Source organism: Natronomonas salsuginis, assembly GCF_005239135.1.
GTDB classification, from domain to species: Archaea; Halobacteriota; Halobacteria; order Halobacteriales; family Haloarculaceae; genus Natronomonas; species Natronomonas salsuginis.
Genome location: NZ_QKNX01000002.1, coordinates 316222 through 336268, shown reverse-complemented (window position 1 = coordinate 336268; position 20047 = coordinate 316222). Strand labels below are relative to the sequence as shown.

The 20047-nt window shown below is 64.0% G+C and carries 16 protein-coding genes; 5 read left to right on the top strand and 11 right to left on the bottom strand.

All coding sequences use genetic code 11. The features are described from left to right. Nucleotides 1-159 precede the first annotated feature (159 nt). Together DM868_RS06470 and DM868_RS06465 are read left to right on the top strand one after the other, a co-directional pair. The gene (locus DM868_RS06470) at nt 160-990 is read left to right on the top strand and encodes a hypothetical protein (protein ID WP_137276051.1); all 831 of its coding nucleotides are present in this window, start codon (nt 160-162) and stop codon (nt 988-990) included. A gap of 65 nt (nt 991-1055) precedes the next feature. After that, on the top strand, nt 1056-2477 hold the full coding sequence (locus DM868_RS06465; protein ID WP_137276050.1) for a glycosyl hydrolase family 28-related protein: 1422 nt from the start codon (nt 1056-1058) through the stop codon (nt 2475-2477). A gap of 62 nt (nt 2478-2539) precedes the next feature. Here DM868_RS06465 and DM868_RS06460 read toward each other — a convergent pair whose 3' ends face one another. The 3 genes from DM868_RS06460 to DM868_RS06450 all read right to left on the bottom strand — a co-directional run bounded on the left by DM868_RS06460 (nt 2540) and on the right by DM868_RS06450 (nt 7481). Beyond that, a complete protein-coding gene (locus DM868_RS06460) occupies nt 2540-5239 on the bottom strand; it encodes a glycosyl hydrolase family 28-related protein (RefSeq protein WP_137276049.1) in 2700 nt (899 codons plus the stop codon). Then, on the bottom strand, nt 5236-5463 hold the full coding sequence (locus DM868_RS06455) for a hypothetical protein (RefSeq protein WP_137276048.1): 228 nt from the start codon (nt 5461-5463) through the stop codon (nt 5236-5238). The genes DM868_RS06460 and DM868_RS06455 overlap by 4 nt, the downstream gene beginning before the upstream one ends. 224 nt (nt 5464-5687) lie before the next feature. Further along, entirely contained in the window at nt 5688-7481 is a 1794-nt protein-coding gene (locus DM868_RS06450) for a hypothetical protein (protein ID WP_137276047.1), read from the bottom strand. A gap of 268 nt (nt 7482-7749) precedes the next feature. Here DM868_RS06450 and DM868_RS06445 point away from each other — a divergent pair, with 268 nt between their 5' ends. Then, nucleotides 7750-8007 (top strand): hypothetical protein, encoded by a 258-nt coding sequence (locus DM868_RS06445; RefSeq protein WP_137276046.1) that lies wholly within the window; start codon nt 7750-7752, stop codon nt 8005-8007. 38 nt (nt 8008-8045) lie between these two features. On the opposite strand, the gene DM868_RS06440 is transcribed toward DM868_RS06445, so the two are convergent. From DM868_RS06440 to DM868_RS06415, 6 genes are all read right to left on the bottom strand, one after another. Further along, the gene (locus tag DM868_RS06440) at nt 8046-9029 is read right to left on the bottom strand and encodes a DUF1616 domain-containing protein (RefSeq protein WP_137276045.1); all 984 of its coding nucleotides are present in this window, start codon (nt 9027-9029) and stop codon (nt 8046-8048) included. 40 nt (nt 9030-9069) lie between these two features. Beyond that, nucleotides 9070-11016 carry an alginate lyase family protein gene (locus tag DM868_RS06435; RefSeq protein ID WP_137276044.1) on the bottom strand — a complete coding sequence of 649 codons (1947 nt, stop codon included), beginning with the start codon at nt 11014-11016 and terminating at the stop codon, nt 9070-9072. Further along, nucleotides 11003-12340 (bottom strand): glycosyltransferase family 4 protein, encoded by a 1338-nt coding sequence (locus DM868_RS06430; RefSeq protein ID WP_246049028.1) that lies wholly within the window; start codon nt 12338-12340, stop codon nt 11003-11005. The genes DM868_RS06435 and DM868_RS06430 overlap by 14 nt, the downstream gene beginning before the upstream one ends. Before the next feature lie 162 nt (nt 12341-12502). After that, nucleotides 12503-13522: a glycosyltransferase family 2 protein gene (locus DM868_RS06425; RefSeq protein ID WP_137276043.1), complete on the bottom strand. Its 1020-nt coding sequence runs from the start codon at nt 13520-13522 to the stop codon at nt 12503-12505. Between the two features lie 5 nt (nt 13523-13527). Next, nucleotides 13528-14781, bottom strand: a complete 1254-nt coding sequence (locus DM868_RS06420) for an FG-GAP repeat domain-containing protein (protein ID WP_137276042.1) — start codon at nt 14779-14781, stop codon at nt 13528-13530. 106 nt (nt 14782-14887) lie between these two features. Next, nucleotides 14888-16390: a lipopolysaccharide biosynthesis protein gene (locus DM868_RS06415; protein WP_137276041.1), complete on the bottom strand. Its 1503-nt coding sequence runs from the start codon at nt 16388-16390 to the stop codon at nt 14888-14890. 259 nt (nt 16391-16649) lie between these two features. Here DM868_RS06415 and DM868_RS06410 point away from each other — a divergent pair, with 259 nt between their 5' ends. Together DM868_RS06410 and DM868_RS06405 are read left to right on the top strand one after the other, a co-directional pair. Beyond that, entirely contained in the window at nt 16650-17783 is a 1134-nt protein-coding gene (locus DM868_RS06410) for a glycosyltransferase family 4 protein (protein WP_137276040.1), read from the top strand. A 74-nt stretch (nt 17784-17857) separates the two neighbouring features. Then, nucleotides 17858-18784: a sugar phosphate isomerase/epimerase family protein gene (locus DM868_RS06405; RefSeq protein ID WP_137276039.1), complete on the top strand. Its 927-nt coding sequence runs from the start codon at nt 17858-17860 to the stop codon at nt 18782-18784. On the opposite strand, the gene DM868_RS06400 is transcribed toward DM868_RS06405, so the two are convergent. After that, nucleotides 18776-19369 carry a metal-dependent hydrolase gene (locus DM868_RS06400; protein WP_137276038.1) on the bottom strand — a complete coding sequence of 198 codons (594 nt, stop codon included), beginning with the start codon at nt 19367-19369 and terminating at the stop codon, nt 18776-18778. The two genes, DM868_RS06405 and DM868_RS06400, sit on opposite strands and share 9 nt — an antisense overlap. A gap of 117 nt (nt 19370-19486) precedes the next feature. Then, nucleotides 19487-19969 carry a hypothetical protein gene (locus DM868_RS06395; RefSeq protein ID WP_137276037.1) on the bottom strand — a complete coding sequence of 161 codons (483 nt, stop codon included), beginning with the start codon at nt 19967-19969 and terminating at the stop codon, nt 19487-19489. Nucleotides 19970-20047 lie beyond the last annotated feature (78 nt).

Genomic DNA, 20047 nt, shown 5'->3' with positions numbered 1-20047 from the left:
GTACTGGGCCGTATCGTGCTACGGGGTTCGCGGCGACCTTCAACTGGGGGCTCTCGGAGCCGATTCCCTCTCGGTACGAAGCGAGACGCCGTGCGCTCACGGATCGCGGGCCGTCTTCCTCAGCGAAGGGGTGAGATTGGAGGCGTGAATCGCATTCGAATGCTCCGAAACCCGTCTTCGGTCATACGGGACGGTTCAACGGCGCTGCAGGGCGGTTCGAAAGCGCTGCTGGGTATCGTGATCGCGAAGGCTCGACATCTGCGACACGCCGCTCGCTACGGCGACGCCGCCCCCTCCCCGTACGAACTCGTCTGGGTCGATCCGGCCGACATCGAGTACTGCACCCTTCCGTCGCTGATGGGTCAGCTGAACCTCTCTCAGTACGGCACCCACGTCGTCGGCGGCGGCTGGGATCGACTCGTGAGATACGACGATGTCTGGTACACGCGAGCGTTCGACCCGCCGGTCATCGCACCGTTCGAGTCGCACGCGCTCTACCGATCGATGCGGGCTCACTTCGACGAGGGAGTCCCGTGGGAGGATACCGAATGGTACCACTGGGTCGATAAGCATCCCGGGACCGTCGGTCAGTATCCGACCGCCGAGTCGACGGTCGAACGGCTGGGGCGCGTCGACGAACTCTTCGAGTTCATCCGATCGAACGGCTACAAAACCCAGCGCGAACTGGAAAGTTACGGGAACATACCACTCAAACAGTCGACCTTTCCGCACCCCGAACACTACGAAATCGATGTCAACATCGGTCGGTCCGGGGAGCTGTTGTTTAATTTCAACGGCCGACACCGCCTCGCCATCGCGAAGATACTCGGCATCGATCGAGTCCCGGTTCGAATCTTCGCCCGTCACCGAGAGTGGCAGCGCAAACGGGTCGCCGCCGTCGAGACCCCAGAACGCGCGATTAGAGCCGAACATCCGGATCTCAAACACCTGCTGCCTCGATCGGTTCGGCCCCCGTCGACGGGTGACTAATTCGACGTCCATCGGCGTTCAGTAGGTCGGTATAAGCTCCATAACTATGCTGTGGCGGCGGTAACGTGGCATCCGTGATCTCACGTCGGAAGCTTTTGGGACTCTGTTCGCTTCCCCTCGTGGCACTTGCTGGCTGTAATCGAACTGATCCGGATCCGTCGCCCACGCCAGCGCCGGGCGACGAGACGCCGCAACCATCACGTGATGACTCTATCCTCGACGTCAGGGACTTCGGTGCGACGATCGACGGCCAAACAGATGACGCGCGGGCGATTCAGGCCGCGATCGACGCCGCCGAGGAGGGCGATACGGTTCACCTACCGGCGGGTACTGCGCTCGTTTCGGGCGCGAACAAAAAACAGGCCGGGACTGCCGCGATCGTCATCGATGGCAACACCCATCCCAACAATCTGACAATCAGGGGAGAAGGTGAAGAGAGCGTCATCAAAATGGACGGCGGCCACGTGAGCAACCACACCGTGATCGAGGTCGCGATCGGTCCCGGTATCGACGGCCTGGTGCTCGAGAACTTCAAAGTCGACGGGTCGAAATCCGACCAGACGCAGGACGCCGGGATGGGCGGTTGGAACTTCGATGTCGGCAAAGCGAACAGCAAGGAGATCACCGTGGACATCACGTTTTGCGACATCTGGTCCGTTAATGCGAACCAAAACGGGTTCCACACGGCGTTCGGCGGCTGTTCGCACGTCCGGTGTACCGCCCTCGATGCGGAGCTCCACGGGTTCGCGATCGACTCGTGGGGCGATGGTGAGTCCCGAAACATGGATCCGCCGATCGAAGTCCGCCAGTGTTATGCCAGCGGAAACGGCCTGTACGGGATCGACTGCTCCGGCGGGAAGATCATCGTCGAGGACTTCGTTTCGGAGAACAACGAGCAGGGGACGAAAACCACGGAGGAGATCGTCGAGACCACGTATCGTCGATGCCGCTTCAAGCACAACAACACGCTCGGTTACAACCGGCCGACGACCGAGTCCGTCGTCGGACAGCGCGCGCAAGTGCGTTTCGTCGACGTCATCGCCGAGGGGAACGGGCAGACCGGCTTCCGGTTCGGCTCCGACACCGACTACGAGGTCGACCGGATCGTTTCGCGTCGAAACAACAGCAGCAACCAGAACCCCGCGAACATCATGATACGGGACGACTCCTCCGTCGACGCGGGCCTCGTCCTCTCGTACGATGCCGTCCACGGGGAGGGGCTTCGATTCGGCAGCACGCAGCCGTCGACGATCGACACGTACGTTTACGCCGGGAACCCGGCGGGTGACCTCGCGATCGAGCGCGACGGGCTCGAGATCCTCAACCAGTACACGAGAGAGGAGTACTACCGTTTTCACACGCAAAACGCGATCGGTCTCGGTGACGCACGCACGCTGGCGAGAGAACAGTTCGACAGCATCGACCGAGCGATCCCGACCGCCAGCGATGTCGGCGCCGGTTCGGGCGACCGCTCCCGGTTCGAATGACCGGTGTGGCGACCGCACCGAAGCCGTCCTGACGATCGAAACGGATCGTCGGTCAGCCGCACTTACAGCGGTTTCGTCTCAGTGCGGGTTTCGTTCGACGTGTCGTTGACCGACAGTCGAACCTCGTCCACGTCGCCACGAACGTGCAGGTTGTGGGAGAAGCTCGCGGTTTCGCCGCTGACTCTGGTGCTATCGGCCGCGACCGTCGTTCCACCGTACCGCAGCTCCGTGACGACCGTATCGAGTTCGCCGTCGTCGTCGGAGACTGCCCACTGGATATTGAACCAGCTACGGGTCGAGTCGCTCCTATCGTTCACGTCGAACCGGTCGATACTGAGGCCGCGTTCCTCTACACCGTTCGCCGACGTTCGGAACGAGATCGTCCGTCCGTGCTCTTGGCTTCCGTCCGCGACGGCCCGGAACTCGTAGTCGGTTTTGGCTTCGAGACCGTCGAGTTCCGCCTCGAACTCACCGGTCGACCCCTTCGTCGTCGCCCCAGCGACGTTCCACGAATCGGAGCCGGTCGTCCGCCACTCGAAGTAACATGAAACGTCGTCGAGGGTACCGATCGCGATCAGTTCTCCGACCAGCGTCACGCCGTCCTCGGTCGCGGAGCGAGCCCGCTTCGACCCGACGATGACGCCGTTTTCGACCGTTACTTCGATGCTTTCGGTGACCGTGGCATCCCCGTCAACCACGCGGGCTTCGAGGGTGTGCGAACCGTCTCGAACCGTCGTCGTGTTCCAGGTATCGACGTACCTCGATCCCGACTCGTACGATGCCGACGACCACGTTCCGTCGTCGACTCTGTACTCGACGGTTGGCGACGCCTCGTTGGCGTGGGTAACGTCGATCGCGATCGAGACGGCACCGTCCGCGGTGGCACCATCGTCGGGCGTCTCCCACGAGAGAGACGGGGGGCGCGATACGTCGGAGAACGGTCCCGGTGCGGTCTCCCCGTCGATACCGACGCTTAGAACGTCCGTTTCGACCGCTTCCGTACCGAACGAGCCGAGACCGACCCAACCCTCCGAATGATCGCCGTCGGTCACTTCGATGTCCCAACCCGCTGGTTCCGCCTCTGTTACCTCCCAGACTTTGGCTCGAAGCGTCTCTCCTTCGGCTCTGAACCGCCGGTAGAAGAACGTGTTCTCGGCTGGCGTTCCGAAGCGACCCAGCGTCGTCAGGTCGCCGTCGGTGTACTTCCCGAGACGGAACGCGTTCTCTCTCGCCTCGGTCTCGATCCAGTAGCCGCCCTCCTGGCCGCCGTCAATCGAAGAGCGGAGGTGTACCCGTCCGTGAAACCCGAGCGCGTCGTCCTCGTTGAACTCCGGGACTCGGAACTTATCGAGCACCTCAACATCGGACGGTTCCCCCACGGCGTCCCACGAGATCGCGTATCGCGTCCGTTCCGACCCGTCGTGTTCGAACTCCAGCGCGTGCTCGCCTTCGTATCCGGATCCCGTTACGACACGCCAGTCACCGTCGGCGGCTTCCCAGCGGGGTGTCCACGATTCGAACGCCGTCTTTTCGTCCGGTTCCGTTGGTTCGCTCCACGACTCTTCTCCGTTTTCGCCTTCGGTTTCCTCTCGGTTGCCGTCCGTCCAGGCACCGACCTCGTCGGCGGTCGGAACGGTCGCCAGACTCCTCTTGTCGCGCTCGCCTTGGGTGCCAATCTTGAGGTTGCGTTGATTCTCTATGCTCCCGCCGTCGTTCTGCGAGTGGTAATACGCGCCGATGGCACTATCAAACGACGTTTCGGAATTCAGTCCGGCAGCGCCGTCGCCCGCCTGGTTCGAGTAGATGGTCCCACCACCGGCGTCCAGCGTGGCGTCGTCCAGGAGGTGTATCTGTCCGCGATCGTCGCCGTAGAAACCGGTGGCGATTAGCGCGCTCCCGTCGGGGATCTCGTAGCGGCCGTCGTCGTCGAGTCTGACGTTTCGGCCACACTCCTCGAAGACCACGTCGTCGAACACGACGTGTACGCCGTTCCCGCCGCCGGTGTTCTGGAAGGCGTGTGAGGGGCTTGATGTGATTTGGACGCGGTGATACTCCATCTTGATCGCGCCTCTCGAGACTTTCGTCCCACCGCCGTTGACGCTTTCTCCGATCACGCTGTCTTCGATGATCCCCTTCCCGCCGGACATGTCGACAGCGTATCGACCGCCGTTTTCGGCGTTCTCGTAGGAGTGAATTCGCCGGAGCGTGGCGGGTGGGTCGTTGTGTCCCGAGCTGTCGGTGTGGACGGCGATCCCGTGACCGTGGCATCCGTGGACTGTGACTCGCTCGGCGGTGACCCCGCCGTATTGGATTATCATCCCGTTGGACGCGCAGTCTCTGATCTCGACGTCTTCGACCCGCATGTCGCCGGTCCCGCTCGCGTCGGTCGATCGGTATTCGACTGCGGTCCCGCTCACGCTCGGGTGCTCGCTTTTGTTCCCGTCGAACACCATGTTCCGAAGCAGCACCTCGTTCCCCCTCGGGCGGAGGTGTCGGATCATTCGGTAGGTGTCGGACTGTCCGCCTTGCATCTTCAACACCGTCTCCGGCCCGTCGCCTTCGATGGTGAGCGGACTGGCGTGGTCGTCACCGTCGTAGACGATGATCCCCTCACCAGCGTGTCGATCGAGCACGTACGTCCCGGCCGGAACGTACACGGTGTCCCCATCGCTCGCGTCGTCGATCGCGCGCTGGATCGCCGCCGTATCGTCCGCGCTTCCGTCGCCTCTCGCCCCGTAATCTCGGACGTTTAGGATCGTCATAACGCCCCCTCGCTGAAGTCCGTCCAGTAGGTGTTTTCACCGTCTCCGGGATCCCCCCCCGCGCTGTAGGCGGTCCCGGTCACGAAGAGCGCCGCTGTTGCGGTGGCTCCCAGTGTGAGGTACTTTCGGCGATTAATCAGTTCTTTCGCGCTCCCTGTGCCCGATTTTGCCTCCGAGGGCTCATCGCTGTCGGGGCCGCTAGGACCTGCCTGCCTGTGTGCCATGCGGTTGGTAATCTGGAGCTAACCGGAATAAGTATTTTGATTCTTACATATTGTCTTTTTGATGAATTCCCTCGATAGTTACCTAAATAATACTGACTGTACGGATGAAGAACCGTTTCGAACGATCCGTGATCGTGTCTCGGAAAGCACCGGATACCGTCGGTCCGCAGTCGGTATTCCCCAGTTATTCGGAGCGGTCCGTTATATCACAACAGGGCTCGCGGTTACTCCGGAGGCGGCGTCTCCGACCCGTTGATTCGGTAGATGTCGAACTCCCCGTTGTCGTACACGCGCGCGACCGATCGATCGTACTCCAAGCGTTCGAAGTCGTCCCCGGTGAAGCGCCACTGGTCCCTGTAGTCGGGGAACTTCGCCGGGTAGGTGACTCGACCCAGCCGGGTCAAAAGCAGGTACCGATCGTCGGCGTAGCTCTCACCAAGCGTGTCGTAGGTGGTGTAATTGAAGTGATCCGGCGGTCGCGTATCGCTCCGCCTGATCATCTGTGATTCCCCTTCCACCCCGTGCAGCGCGTGGTCGAACCGATACTGACGGATCCCGAACTCCTCGATGAGGAAGTCGTCGTTCCGGTGCTCGAAGAACCACTCCATACCGTCCAGTTCCATCTGCGTCGTCTGTTGATTCGTCTCGGCGGTGAGCGGGGACGTGAACATGCCGACAACCGTGAGGCTGACCACGATCAGCAACACGACCGAGAACGCCACCGTCGTGGCCGTCCGCCACGCGGGCGCGTCTTTCGATTGCCACGCGACGTACCAGAATGCGCCCGCGAGCGGCGCGGCGAACAGCTCGCCGAAGCCCAACGGACGACCGAAGCCGACGATGAAATCGTTGGTCAAAAAGAGGACGCCGATCCCCGCGAACAGCACCACCGTACAGCCGAAGGCAAACGCGAACACGCCGGGTGCTTCTCCGCTTCGTATCCACAGCGTGATCACGATCGCGACGAATATCGTCGCCAGGCCGAACAGTATCACCTCGCTACCGTACTGGAAGACCGCGATACGGAGGATATCGCTCAGCTCCGCACCGGTTCGGTTCACCGTCTCGGCCGTGCTGGCGAGCTCGGAGCCCCCCGAATCCGGATTCAAGAAATCCGTCGTGACCGTCCGGAACCGAATGATGATCCCTGCGTTGTCGAGATACCATCCGCCGAAGACGAGAAGCGAAAACGACGCCGCGTGGGTCGGGCCCAAGTGATCCGTCTCGAACGCCGGGATGCGTTTGACCGCGGCGTACACCACCAACGCGATGGACACGAACATCGCCGTCAGCGGGTGGAACAACACCACCCCGACGATCGCGAACAGCAGCATCACGCGGAGCGACATCACCTGCGCCCGTTGCTCTTTGAAGAGGAGATACACGACAAACGGGACCATGAGAAGGCTCAGCCCGTACGGTACCGACGTCACGTGAGCCGCCCCAGCCACTGGAAACAACGCGAACGGAAGGGCGAACGTGACGACCCTTCGGTTCGAAAAGAGCTGCGTGACGAGGAAATACATCGACCCGACGAGCAGGAGCGTAAAGACGACCGACAAGAGGTTGATGAGCGCGATCGGCTCGACGCCCGTGGCTCCGGCCAACGACGCCACCAGGATGTGCATCGGCGGATAGATGTTCCCCTCAATGCCGTATACGCCGAGATCGCTAACGAGCCCGATGTGTGTGAGTACGTCCGCGCGTCCGTACACCGGGTAGCCACGTATGTACGGCAGAAGCAACAGCGTGAGTATGCCAACGAGGCTGAACGCGATGCCGAATACACGTCCTCCGCCGTCGCCTCTCGACCCGACGCTCTGCAGAACCAACAGCTGTCCGACGAAGATCGCGCCGACTACCGATATCCAAAACTGGATCGGATAGCTCGCATAGATCTCCACCTCGTACCCTGACGCCGGCGGCGTCACGTACACGGTCGCCGCTATCGATATCAAAAATCCAACCCCGATCAGTGCGAGTGCGTGCATCCCTCGCGTCGGTGTCTCGTCTGTCATTCCTCCCAACTCCGTAGACCGCGGCGGGGCGGCGATTCGGTTCTCCCCCGTCTACGTTCTCACCCCATATCGGTGTAGTAATGGCGGGCTTAACCCACGTTTCTGGGCCGAACGGTGACCGAATTTCGCCGCGAATCCCGATCCCGCGAGCGCGGGTCTCCACTGCCACGTCACGCACACGCAGTCCGGTGAATGAGACGATTCCTTCGGTGACGTTCGACCGATTACGACGTTCATAACAAGGCGTATCGCCGGTCTTTTCGGAACGATGACCGCCGAACTGCGGAACGGATTCCTGCTATCCATGTCCGCGTGGATGTTCGTTGGACTGGTTGGCCTCTTCGTGTTGGGGCACTTCTCCATTGAGACGTACTTCACGGTCTCGTTTATCGGCCTCGTCGCGATGATGCAGCTGTACGCTCCCACGACCGAGCGGCCGACGTGGTGGCAGGGCCTCATGTGGGTCGAGGCCGCCTGTTTTCTCGTCTTCGGCTACATCGTGTACCTCCGAATCGTCACGTTCTGAGGGCGTTAGGAACGCGCGATGCGGAGACGCCGCGGGACTCACGACGCCGTCACCGATGCGGTCACGTCGATCCACGCGTGCGTCGATCGGTAGGCGTTCTCGGCAGTCGGATCCTCTAGGGGCGTCTCCGCGTACAGCAGGTAGGTCACCCGAAGGTCCTCGCCCTCGAGGGTCGGCTCGATCACGTGTTCGCGCTCAACGGAGTCGCCGCTATCGACTGAAACCTCGAACGTATCGAGGACGACGCGCTCCGTGATCGCCCGATCGTCAGCCGCCGCATCGATCCGCTGCAGTTGCACGACGACCGTGTACGTGATCGATTCGCGTTCGTGGTTCGCGATCCCGACCACGAACGCCGCTGAATCCCCGCTCGTCACCTCGACGGGATATCCGTCAGCTACCGCGCCTTCGGTCTCTGCGCCCCCCGAGAGGAGATAGAACTCGGTGTACCGTTCGCCGTTTTCGTTCGTCGCGGCCGTGACCCCAATGGTCGCCGCCGCGACGACGATCCCGACGACGATAGCCGCGTTGAGCGCGGTTTCACGCCTCTGCCGTGGGACGACGAGAAACGCCTTCGTGCGATCCATCGCCCCGAAGGGATCGATCCCGAAGGGGTCGCTCGCCAATCGGCGTCGCCCCCATGCGAGCACCGCCAGCGCGACCGTGATCGCGCCCACGAAGCTGACCATCGCCGCCCCGTCGATCCGAAGCGTCGCGTAGTGGAGCGCGTACCCGACGAGCGGGACGATTATGGCGCTCAATCCGATCGACATGACGAGCCGTTCGGCGATCGTGATCTGCCGCGCTCGGCCGGATTCGATCGCCGTTCGCTCGGGGAGGAGCACCGAGACAAGCGCGTATCCGGGTGCGAACAGGACGAACACGATCCCCAGACTGACCCGTACGAACGGAGCGACGAGCACCGGCGCGGAGGAGATCCCAACGATCGCGATCGAAACGATCGATATCGCCAAGAGATCGAACGAAACTGCCGTACGGGTACTCGATTCCGATGCTGACATATCGCGCCTTTCGAGAGACGCTATGATAGCTAAGCGACGCCTAACGCCGGGTTCGGAACTCCGCGGCGCGTAACTTCGGCGTCGGGAGTCGGTGTTCGGTGCGGTCGAATCGCACCCGCTGCCCCCCGTCCATCGTCCACTCGGCGCTCTCCACAGCGTCGGTCGTGAGTGCCGCCCCGATCGTCGCGGGATCGGTGTCGCTCGATTCGAACCGCAGCACCGGTCGTTCGATCGCTTCGCCGAACCGGGGGTAGTACCAGCCGTCTTCGAGATCGATCGTCGCGCCGCTGAGCGCGTGAATCCAAATCGTCCGTTCGCCCGGTATCCGTAGCGACACGCCGTCGTCCTCAATGGCGGGGACGACGTCGGGGTGGAGGTGGAGGCGGCCTCGCGCCCGGGACGCGCCGTCGCCGCGGACTGTGTCGTCGATGACCCACCAGTCGTCCCCCGCGTAGATCGCGCGGTGGTGCGCGTACGGCGACTCGCCGAGCGGATTCGCCTCGTAGCGCCCCTCGAACAGCGACACCTCACCCGAGCGAACGCTCGCGGTCGGTCGTGGGCGCGGCCCCATCAAGTACTTCCCGCCGATCGCGATCGGCTCCGACGTTCCCACCTGTACCGTGTTGTGCCCCCGAACGCCGCGGGCGTATTCGCGCCGAGGTCCGGCAACGTAGTCGAACGTTCCGGTGTCGGTGACGACTGGGTGATCGCCGATCCACAGGAGGACCCCGAGCGTGTCGCTGTGGGAGTGCCCGGGGAGGTGCCGCGGACCGACCGGACCGCCGTCGACGAGCATCGACCCGATCTCCGTCCGGAGCCACTCGTATCCCGAAATCGTCGGCGGAACGTCGCGAACCGTTCGGGGGACCTCGTCGCGGGACTCGACCCGGCCGACGCCGACGCGGTCGGCGTACCGGAGGCAGGCGTCCAGCGGGAGCGCCTCCCCGTAGACGGCGTCGTTCAACAGCGGAATCCGCCCGTCCGGCGGCCGGAGCCGTTCGAGAAAGCCGGTGGCCACCGTCGCCACGGACGCGATCCCCGGCGGTACCGGTCGCCCCGTCCGTTCGAGGAGGTCCTGTGCGGTCAGAAACCGGGTGAGGACCAGGGCGTGATACATCGGACTCCGCTCGAAGTGGCAGCCGTCGTCGAGGAACTGCCGTTCGGCCGCCGAGTCGAGTATCGACAGCCCCGTCTCGATCCAGTCGGTGTCGTGCGCCTCGAAGGCGAGTCCCGCCACGAGCAGCGCGGCCCCGTTCTCGATCAGATGGTTGCCGCCGACGTCCCGCTCGACGTGGTTCCGCAGGAAACACGCGTTCTTATATGTCTCGCGCCGAAGCGCGGCGTCGGCGTCCGGGTCGACCCACGCCGGGTCCGCTCGTCGCCAGGCGAGATACCGGAGCCAGCGTTGGATCCGCAGCGAGACCGACCACGGGGTCCACAGCCGCCGGAGGTAGTTCTGGCCGCCCACGTCGACCGTGTCGATCCACGCGTCGATCCACGTGTCGAAGGCGTTTCGAACGTCGTTGTCGGACGCCGTCGGTTCGACCCCGAGCGCGACGTCCGCCAACGGCTCGAACGCGTACAGCTTCGATCGCCACAGCGGCGATCGATCCTCGAATCGATCGTCCTGCCAATCGATCGGCTCGCCGCGTTCGAGCCGAACGGTTTGGTTCATCAACACCACTCGCCCATCGGCGACGGCACACGCGCGGTCTCTCCGCCGCCGTCGGTCGTCGTCGTCCAGACTGTCGCGAAGGACGGCGGTGTTGTCCGCGATCGCGTCGGTCGACGCCACCGGATCCGACGGCACCCGACGATCGTAGCGCCGATCGAAGTCGATCGGCAGCCGGGGCAGGAGCTGTTCGCGGGCGTTTCTGAGACCGATGCCGGCGATCTGTTGCGGCCGCATCCGCCCGAGCGTGTGCGCGCCGAGGTACAGCGTCCTCGCTGCGGGAACCTCCCGAACGACCCGGCTACGCCGACTCATGGTCCCCGACGAGTGTGCGCAGTTCGTCGCTCAGCCGACGCGCGATGGCCGTCCGGTCGTAGTGCTCGACGACGTGTTCGCGACTCCGGACCGCGAGCTCGTTTCGACGCCCGCGATCCGCGAGCAGTTCGTCGAACCGGTCGGCGAGCGCTTCGGGGTCGCCCTCGGCGTGGACACCGACATCCGACTCGGTGACGAACCGGCGGATCTCGCCACGCCCCGTGACGACGGTCGGAAGCCCGCAGGCCATGTACTCGTACACCTTCGTCGGCATCGCGTACGCCAGCGTTTCGGTCTCCTCGAGCGGTGCGACACCGATCGTCGCGTCCCCGAGGATCTCGGGGACCTCGTCGCGCGAGACGAGTCCGGTGAACTCGACTCGGTCCCCGACCCCGAGGTCGTCGACCAGCCGGCGGAGCTTCGATTCCACGTCACCGCTCCCGACGAGCCGAAACACGGCGGGCTCGGAGACGTGTCGCATCGCCTCGACACAGGCTTCGAGGTTCTGAGCGGTCCCCAGGTTGCCGGTGTAGACGATCGTCGGCGGCGAGTCGGTCGACGGCTCACGACCATCGTCCTCGGTCGTCGACCCGCCACCGAAACCGTTCGAGGCGAGTCCGTCGGTCACCAATCGGCTTGCGGCCTCGATCCCGCTTTCGGCGGCCACCGCGGTCGCCGGCCGGAACCGTTCCGTGTCGACCCCGTTCGGCACGATGACCGTCTTCAGTTCGAGTCCCTCACCGTACCGCCTGGCAACGGCTCGTCCAAGGGTTTCTGTGGTCACGGTGAGCCGATCCGCGCGGTGCAACACCAGCCGCTGGAATCGGCGGCTGGCTCGCTCGACCGCGCTTCCCGATTCGAGGTACCCGAGCGAGATCGACGCGTCGATCCACAGATCCCTGATGTCGACGATCCAGGGCGTGCCGAGCGCAGACGCGACGAGCCCGGGCGCGCCGGTTGAGATCGGCGGTGTGGAGGTGATCACGATGTCGTAGTTCCGAACGTTCCAGAGGAGCCAGACCATGGCGTGGATCCCGAAGATCAGGTAGTAGGGGAGCCGCTTTGCCATCCCCGGATTTTCGGAGGTCGGCTGCCACGTCCACAGCCGGTGTACGGTGACGCCGTCGACGTCCTCGGTCCGCGAGCGCCGCCAGCTCCGGTCGAACGCCCCCGGCGGATAGCTCGGCGGCGGCGCGAGGACGGTCACGGCCCAGTCGTCCCTCTGGATGTTGGTCGCGGTGTCGTGGATACGGGACGCGTTCCCGCCCGTTTCCGGCGGGAACATCTGTGAGACGAACACCACGCGGCGGTTCGTCGCGGTCACGCCTGCTGTCCTCCCGCCCCTCGGTCGGCTGCCGGTCCGGTCGGGTTCACGACGCGACCACTCGGCACCTCGACGTTCGTCGTACGCATTGGTCGGGCTTGGTCGCTGTCGTACTTACTTACGAACCGGCTAACTCCGGCTCGATCGCTTCGAGGCGAACCATCAGGTGGTGACGCGTCTGATCCACCTGGCGAGGCCGTGCGTGACGTGGCCGCCCGTGGAGGCGAGAAAATGCGTGGCGAACGTCGGTTCGAACGGGTACGAGACGAGCGCAGTCGCGAAGAACCGGCGGGCGCGATCGTACCGTCCGGCCATGAGTGCCGCGTTCCCGGCTCGATAGGCGGCCCAACCGCGCATTTTGCGCCGAAACAGCCGCCCGTACGACGCCGCGAGCGAATCGAACCGGTCGACGAACAGTTCGTAGGCGCGAAGCTTCTTTTCGATGTCGTCGCTCAGGCGGTCGTGCGACGTGAACTCGTACACCGTCAGCGGCTCCGGGAGCCGTTTGAACTCGGTTCGACGCGAGAGATTGATATACCACTCGAGGTCGGCCCACGCCGGAAACGCCTCGTCGAGCGGGACGTCGTTGGCAACATCCGTCCGGACCATGACGACAGACATCGTCCCGACGACGTTGCGGCAGAGCAACGCCTTCGTCATGTCCCCCTCGATCGGCGGTGGGATCTCGATCACGCGGCCCTCGGGTCGGATCGCCTCGATGCCGGTGTAGACCACGCCGACGTCCGAACCGGCCGTCTCGAAGGCCTCGACATGCCGGTCGATCTTCCCGGGAACCCATCGGTCGTCGTCGTCGAGGAAGGCGACGTACTCGCCCGTTGCGGCCTCGATCCCTGTATTTCTGGCCGCGTTCGCGCCGCGGTTTTCGTCGTGGCGAATGTACTGAAACTCGGTCAACGACGAGACATCGAGCGCTGCGATCGCTGCTCGCGTGTCCGTCTCGGAGTGATCGTCGACGACGATGAGTTCGATCGCCTCGTAGCGCTGTTCGAACACGCTCTCGACCGCGTCGCGGAGATACGACGGTCTGTTGTACGTGGTGATCACGACGCTCACGAGCGGCGACCGTGACGACTCGTCGGTCGCGTTTCGGTCGATCTCGTGTTCGGTTCGATACGTCGCGGCTGATCCGTTCGTCCTGGGATGTGTCGTCTCGGATGACATCGCGTTCAGGCCCCGTTGTACCAGACATCGACGTGCGTGTTCGGCTCGTAGGACTTGCCGATGATGTCGATCCGTCCATCGCCGTCCACGTCGACGGCCTTCGCTTCGTGTGTTGGGATCCCCGAAGCGACGACGGTCTCCTCGAAGCGGCCCTCGCCGAGGTTGCGAAAGACGAAGTGTTTCGCCTCGTCGTCGTGGCGGTCGAGGCCCATCTCGGCGACGTATATGTCGAGTCGTCCGGTGTCGTCGAAATCGGCGAGCTGTACCGAGTGCGGACAGTGGAGGTCGTCGCGGAGGATGTGGGCCGTCCACTCAGGGGGATCGAACCAGCCGACCCGCCCCATCCGGTCGCCGAGCTCCGGGAGGTCGCCCTCGGTGAACACCACCTCGAAGTCGCCGTCGTCGTCGATATCCCCGACGGCAACCCGGGTCCACTCCCAGCCGACGGCGATGTCCTCGCGCCGCCAGCCGTCGGTCAGCGCTCGGTCGCCGTTCGATCGTGCGTCCGGACCGCCATCTGGTTCCCCCGTCCGTTCGATTTCGACGGACGATCGCTGTCCCCCGTCCGTCGTCGCGGTCGATTCGGCGGCAGCCGCCACCGCCTCGTCGCACCGGTAGACGCCCGTCCCCGCGATGAGTTCGTTCCGCCCATCGCCGTCGATATCGACGATCTCGAGCCCCTCGACGTGTCTCCCCCGGTCGATCACGTGAAGACACTCGCTCGGCCACGGCGACTGGTACGGATCGTCGGGTACGTCGTAGTAGAACACGACCTCGCTCCGCTGGGAGGCACCGACCACCTCCGGTTCGCCGTCGTTGTCGACGTCGCCGAACGCGAGGTCGTGGTACTTTTCGAACTCGCCGCCGATCAGGTGCTCCGTCCACGGCTCGCGCGGATCGGCCGGCTGTTCGAACCAGTAGATGTCGCGGTCGCCGAGAGCCTGTCCGACGAGGAGGTCGAGCCGTCCGTTCCCGGAGATATCGCCGAGCGCGTTCCCATTCACGTTGAGATCCGACCGCGAGGAGATGACGTGTCGCTCCCAGCCGGGGTTCTCGTACCAGAACAGATCGTTCTCGAGCTGCCGGAACAACCGCCCGAACAGCGGGACGCCCTCGACGCCGAGTATCGGGAGCGTTTCGCTGCCCGCACCGCCGACGATGAGATCCGGTCGACCGTTGTCGGTGAGATCGATCGGCTGACAGACGAAGAGCCGACCACAGGGTGGCAACGAGTCGATATGCTCGTGTTCGAACTTCATCTCGTTGAAGCGATGCGAGCGATCGTGGTTAGTATACTGTTGCTAACCGCCATCGCCCCCGACAGGCCGTGATCGATCGGGTAGGCGTTCGAACCTGTCGGTGGGCTCATCCCCGGAGTCCGTTCGATATCATCCGAATGATGCGTTCGATTCCCCAGTCGAACTGCCGCTCCAACACGAGCGCGACCGCGAGATACACCACCGTCCCCGCCGGAACGAGGAACGCGAACTCGACGAGCGGTGACAGATCGACGAGTCCGCGCGCGTACCAGAGGCTCCCGAACATCGTGGCGGCGGCGACGAACGGGTAGAGGTATTCGCGGTAGATCTGCATCGAACGGCCCTCGACGACCTTCGCCGAGAGATACACGTCGAGCGGCAACATCGGGAAGATGTAGACGCCGACGACGACCACCGCGGTCCCCTCGATGCCCCATCGGGCCGTCGCCGGCCAGATCAAGATCGCGATGCAGATCACCCGCAAGAGTCCGAGCTTTGCGACGTAATCGGGATGATTGAGCGCCTTCCAGAGCGATCCGAAGTTTCGCGTGATCGCGTGTAACAGCCCGTATATGGCGAGCAGTTGCATCGTCAGGATCATCGGCGTCCACTGCTCGCCGAGGATCGCGGGGACGAAACTCGGGGCGACGAGTGCGATTCCGAAGGTTAACGGAAACGCGACGAACGCGGTGAGACGCGTCGACTGCAAGAGCGCGTCCCTGAGTGCGTCCATATCGCTCTGGATCCGCGAATACGCCGGGAACGTGACCTTCGAGATGATACCGGACACCTCCGCGGCGGGAAGGTCCGCCAGCCGGTAGGCGTACTGGTAAAATCCAAGCGCCGTGGCGGAAAGATACCAGCCGACGAACACGTCGTCGCCCTGGCTGTAGAGGTAGCCCATGATCGACGCGCCGGTGATCCACTTGCCGTAGTGGATGAGCTCTCTGGCCATCTCGGGGTTGAACGACGGCCACGGTCGGTACTCGTGGAGGACGTACGAGAGAACGAGTCGGACCGCGGGCTGGCTCATCGTCGCGAACACGAGCGCCCACACGGTCGGGGAGTACAGCGCGTAGCCGACGCCAACGACGAGCTGTGAGATCGCACCCGCCGCGTTGTATATGAAGTCCTTGTGAAACGAGAGGTCCTTCTGAAAGTACACCACTGCTGGGTTACGGAGACCGTAGAGGACCGGAACGAGCGCGAGGACGCGGACGACGTTCGTCGCTCCCGGTTCGCTGAAGAACGCCGCGATGAACGGCGCCGAGAGGAACACGACCCCGAACGCCAACACGCCCCGCGCGATCTCGAGACACCACGTGGTGTTGAGATACCCGTCGACGTTCGTCTCCTTCTGTTGGATGAGCGCGGCATTGAGACCGATGTCGGTGAACCGTTCGGTCGCCGCGAGCGTCAACAGCGCGACGCCCATCAACCCGAAGTCGCGCGGCGCGAGCAACCGAGCGAGAATGACCAACATTAGCATCTGTGACAGCCGAAGCGACATCTTCGTCGCCGACACCCAGATGCCGCTTTTGACCGTCCGCTGCAGCACGGATCCGGTCGGAACCAGTCGCGCGACGAGTCGCTCCAGCCGGTCTCTCATCTCCGAACCACTGTGCACTGTCGGCGGTGTTCGTCGAATCGTACGCCGCTCATTGACGGGTCTCGGCATGAGGTGACGATTGTTATTCTGGACGTAACGTCGGGCGTTCACCGATCCGCGATTCCGTACCGTCCGATAAGCGGTCCATACTTACCATCCGATTCGCCGTGCGTTCTCACATGTCCGCACACGTCTCGGCGCTTCTCGGGCACGTACACACGCTCTACAGCCTCGACCCCACTGCCCCCACTGAGGACCGATGAGCCGGGCCGACGATCTCACCGTGCTCCTCATGGACGGCGAGCGCTATCCGGAGAACCCTTACATGTCGCTGTCGACAGGCGCGCTTCGGGAGCTGGGTGCGGACGTCAGAACGCCCGAACTGCCGCTGTTGTTCCCGCTGACTCGGACCGCGCTCGCGCATCGCGACGCCGACGTGATGCAACTCGATTGGGTCTATGACTACTACATCATCAGCCCGACCGGGGACGAACTGATCGATCGAGCTGCCACGGTACTGCGCGCCGTGACGATGCTCGTCGATCTCGTCATCGTCTCTTTGCTCCCGGTCGCCGTCGTCTGGACGGTTCACAACGAACGGCACCACGAGGGGAAGTATCGACGGATCGAGCGGGTCGTCAACGAACTCCTCTTTTCGGTCGCCGACGCCGTGACGGTCAAATGCCACGCCGCGATCGAGACGATCGCGTCGACGTACTCGTTCGCGGATCCGGCAGACGTTTCGGTCGTTCCGGACGGGAACTTCATCGCCGCGTACGAAAACGAGGCCTCGGAGGAGATAGCCAGAGAGGAGCTCTCAATCCCCGAGGACGCGTTCGTCTGTCTCTTCTTCGGGTTGGTCCGCGAGTACAAGGGCATCCCCGAGCTCATCGAGGCGTTCGTCGAGCTCGACGCGCCCGACACGGAGCTGTGGATCGTCGGTAACCCGCACACGGACGAGCTACGGCGGGAACTCGAGACGCTCTCGTACGGCATCGGCGGCGTCGAGACGGTCTTCGAGTTCGTCCCCGACGATCGGATACAGCACTACATGAACGCAGCCGACGTCCTCGCGTTACCGTACCGGAACATCCTCAACTCCGGATCGGCACACCTCGGCCTCTCCTACGGGATACCGGTCGTCGCACCGACGATCGGCTGTCTCCCCGAGACGCTGCCGGGGGAGAACTTCCTGTACGATCCGGACGACCCAGACGGGCTCGCGAGAGCGCTCCGTCGCGCTCGGGAGCATCCCGATCTCGAAGCCATCGGTCGATCGAACCACGAACACGCCGTCGAACAGGATTGGGAGACTGCGGCCGCGCGGTTGACCGGCGTCTATCGCCTCGCACTCGACCGCTCGGGCTCAGGCCCGATCTTCGAACGCGCATGAGATCGTCCCCCGCGCTCGGCGTTGGCGACGATAAGCCATCCATTACCAAGAGTCTCCTGGGCCGACGTGACCCAATGATATCGGAGTCTCTCCCGGCGACCGCACGCTCGTCATCGCCCCGATCGGCGATCCAGCTTCACTCTCTCAGGACGGCCACCGAACCGCTCCCCGAGACGATCCGTCGCGTCGCTGCCGCGGGGTACGAGGGCGTCGAATTCGCCGGTCGGTTCCTCGAAACCGATCCGCACACCGTTCGATCAGCCCTCGATGAGACGGGGATCGCCCCGGTCGCCGCCCACGTCGGTCTGGGGCGGATCGAGGAGAACCCCGAAGCGATCGTCGATCGGTGTCGGACCGCGGGTTGTCGTCGGGTCGTCGTCCCCCACGCCGGCTCGGGACACTTCCGAACGACGGGGCGGACGGACGCGCTCGCGGACCGGCTCACGACGCTCGTCGAGCGCTTCGAGATGGACAATATCGAGTTCACGTACCACAACGCCCGACACTCCTTTTCACCGCCACTCGATCGGTTCGTCCCGTCCGCGGTGACCGCCGTGCCACTTCCGATGGACGGCTGGCATCGAACGGCGACCGCGCTCGGGCGACTCCTCGTCTCCGGTGACGATATCTCGGATCGAACCGGCTTCGGACGGCTCCTCGAACGGACCTCGCCCGGACTCACGTTCGAGATCGACGTGGGATGGGTCGTCGCCGCCGGGTACGATCCGACGTCGGTGTTCGAACTGCTCGGCGACCGATTGGTGTCCGTCCACGTCTCCGACGTCGCGATCGCGCGGCGCTTCCCGAGAACCTATCGTTCGACCTCGCCGGGCGAGGGCATCGTCGATCTCTCGGGAGCGGTCGCGGCCGCACGCGAAACGGACGCCGAGTGGTTGGTCTTCGAGGACGACACGGCGGCCGATCCAGCGGGTACGATCCAGCGCGGAATCGATCTCCTCGGTAGCGAGGTTCCGGTCGAGGAGCGTCCTCGATCACGCTGACCCGTCTCGGACGATCGAGCGGTGGATCCACACGACGATACCCCGGAGCCCCGGGCAACCGTCGTAGATCCACAGCGCCCCGCCGAGGGCGACCGACCCGAGTTGTAACACGACGATCGGCGTGATCTCCAGTGCGAGGAGCTGCGTCGTGTACTCGAACAAAAGCGTCCCGACGCCGCCGAGGAACGACTCGTGCGCCATGTCGGTGATTGGATCCCCGAACGGCCACAGGACGGGGTCGAGATACAGCCGCCCCCTCGAGAGCGAGGCCGGGATCACATCCCCGACGAGGTGGAGGAGATACCCCACGCCGAACCCGACGCCGACCCGCCCGGCGCTGGCCCGCCTCGTCACCACGTAGCCGAGCAACGAGACGGCGGTTGCGACGAACACCGAGTGTGCGATCCCCCATCCGGTTTCGAACAGCCCGTACTGCCACGCCAGCGGCTTGTCGACGAGGTCGGGAAAGAGCGATCCGAACGCGAGTAGCACGGTCGGGCGGTGTTCCGGCGGAGCCCGGTGGCGGACGTGCATGTACAGCGAGAGAAAGATGTACGCGAAGAGGACGTGCTCCCAGGGCCACATTCGTGTCCGAAGCTGTCGTGATCGGCCGATAGTTATGATGGTGCTATCCGTCCGCGGACCGCTCCGGATCTCAAGGTTCCAGCCACGGCGACGCTCTCCGCTGTCCGTGACCGACGCTCAGCGGGGTCGCCCGCTGAAATCCGGAACGTCCCGACGGAGCAGTTCGATGCCGTCCTGCGCCGGATCGATCCGTTCGGTCGCGACGTAGATATCGGCGTCGCCGTCGACCGCCACGTCCCGAATCCCACCGCTGAATCGGTACCGTCGGCTTCCGTCTCTCACGACGCCCTCGGCGCTGCTCCCGGAGATCCGGGCACTCGCGCCCTCGCTCGCTCTACGCTCGGGTTTGAGCTCGCCGTCCACGGTGAGTTCGTATCTCGACACCGCCTCTGTCCCCTGAATCAGGACGTGGTGTTCCGTCTCCCCGGCCGTGGGCCGTGCTGTGGTTCGTCCCGCGATGCCGACGAGCGCTGCGAGCGTCGCGGCCCCGTTTCGAACGTACCGCCTGCGCGGTAAGCTGAACGTATCGTCGCTCTCTCCCGTCGTTCGCTCCGGATCGGGCGCGTCCGTACTTGTCTCCTGTGTCCGCCTGTGTGCCATGCGGTCGGTAATCTGCACCTAATTGGGATAAGTGTTTTGTTTATTACATGTTTCGCGATACGTGACTGTCCCGATATG

Excerpts from the sequence above, each read along its gene's own strand:
- DM868_RS06470 (WP_137276051.1), top strand. The coding sequence starts at position 160 with ATGCTCCGAAACCCGTCTTCGGTCATACGGGACGGTTCAACGGCGCTG.
- DM868_RS06460 (WP_137276049.1), bottom strand. The coding sequence starts at position 5,239 with ATGACGATCCTAAACGTCCGAGATTACGGGGCGAGAGGCGACGGAAGC.
- DM868_RS06455 (WP_137276048.1), bottom strand. The coding sequence starts at position 5,463 with ATGGCACACAGGCAGGCAGGTCCTAGCGGCCCCGACAGCGATGAGCCC.
- DM868_RS06450 (WP_137276047.1), bottom strand. The coding sequence starts at position 7,481 with ATGACAGACGAGACACCGACGCGAGGGATGCACGCACTCGCACTGATC.
- DM868_RS06445 (WP_137276046.1), top strand. The coding sequence starts at position 7,750 with ATGACCGCCGAACTGCGGAACGGATTCCTGCTATCCATGTCCGCGTGG.
- DM868_RS06440 (WP_137276045.1), bottom strand. The coding sequence starts at position 9,029 with ATGTCAGCATCGGAATCGAGTACCCGTACGGCAGTTTCGTTCGATCTC.
- DM868_RS06435 (WP_137276044.1), bottom strand. The coding sequence starts at position 11,016 with ATGAGTCGGCGTAGCCGGGTCGTTCGGGAGGTTCCCGCAGCGAGGACG.
- DM868_RS06425 (WP_137276043.1), bottom strand. The coding sequence starts at position 13,522 with ATGTCATCCGAGACGACACATCCCAGGACGAACGGATCAGCCGCGACG.
- DM868_RS06420 (WP_137276042.1), bottom strand. The coding sequence starts at position 14,781 with ATGAAGTTCGAACACGAGCATATCGACTCGTTGCCACCCTGTGGTCGG.
- DM868_RS06415 (WP_137276041.1), bottom strand. The coding sequence starts at position 16,390 with ATGAGAGACCGGCTGGAGCGACTCGTCGCGCGACTGGTTCCGACCGGA.
- DM868_RS06410 (WP_137276040.1), top strand. The coding sequence starts at position 16,650 with ATGAGCCGGGCCGACGATCTCACCGTGCTCCTCATGGACGGCGAGCGC.
- DM868_RS06405 (WP_137276039.1), top strand. The coding sequence starts at position 17,858 with ATGATATCGGAGTCTCTCCCGGCGACCGCACGCTCGTCATCGCCCCGA.
- DM868_RS06400 (WP_137276038.1), bottom strand. The coding sequence starts at position 19,369 with ATGTGGCCCTGGGAGCACGTCCTCTTCGCGTACATCTTTCTCTCGCTG.
- DM868_RS06395 (WP_137276037.1), bottom strand. The coding sequence starts at position 19,969 with ATGGCACACAGGCGGACACAGGAGACAAGTACGGACGCGCCCGATCCG.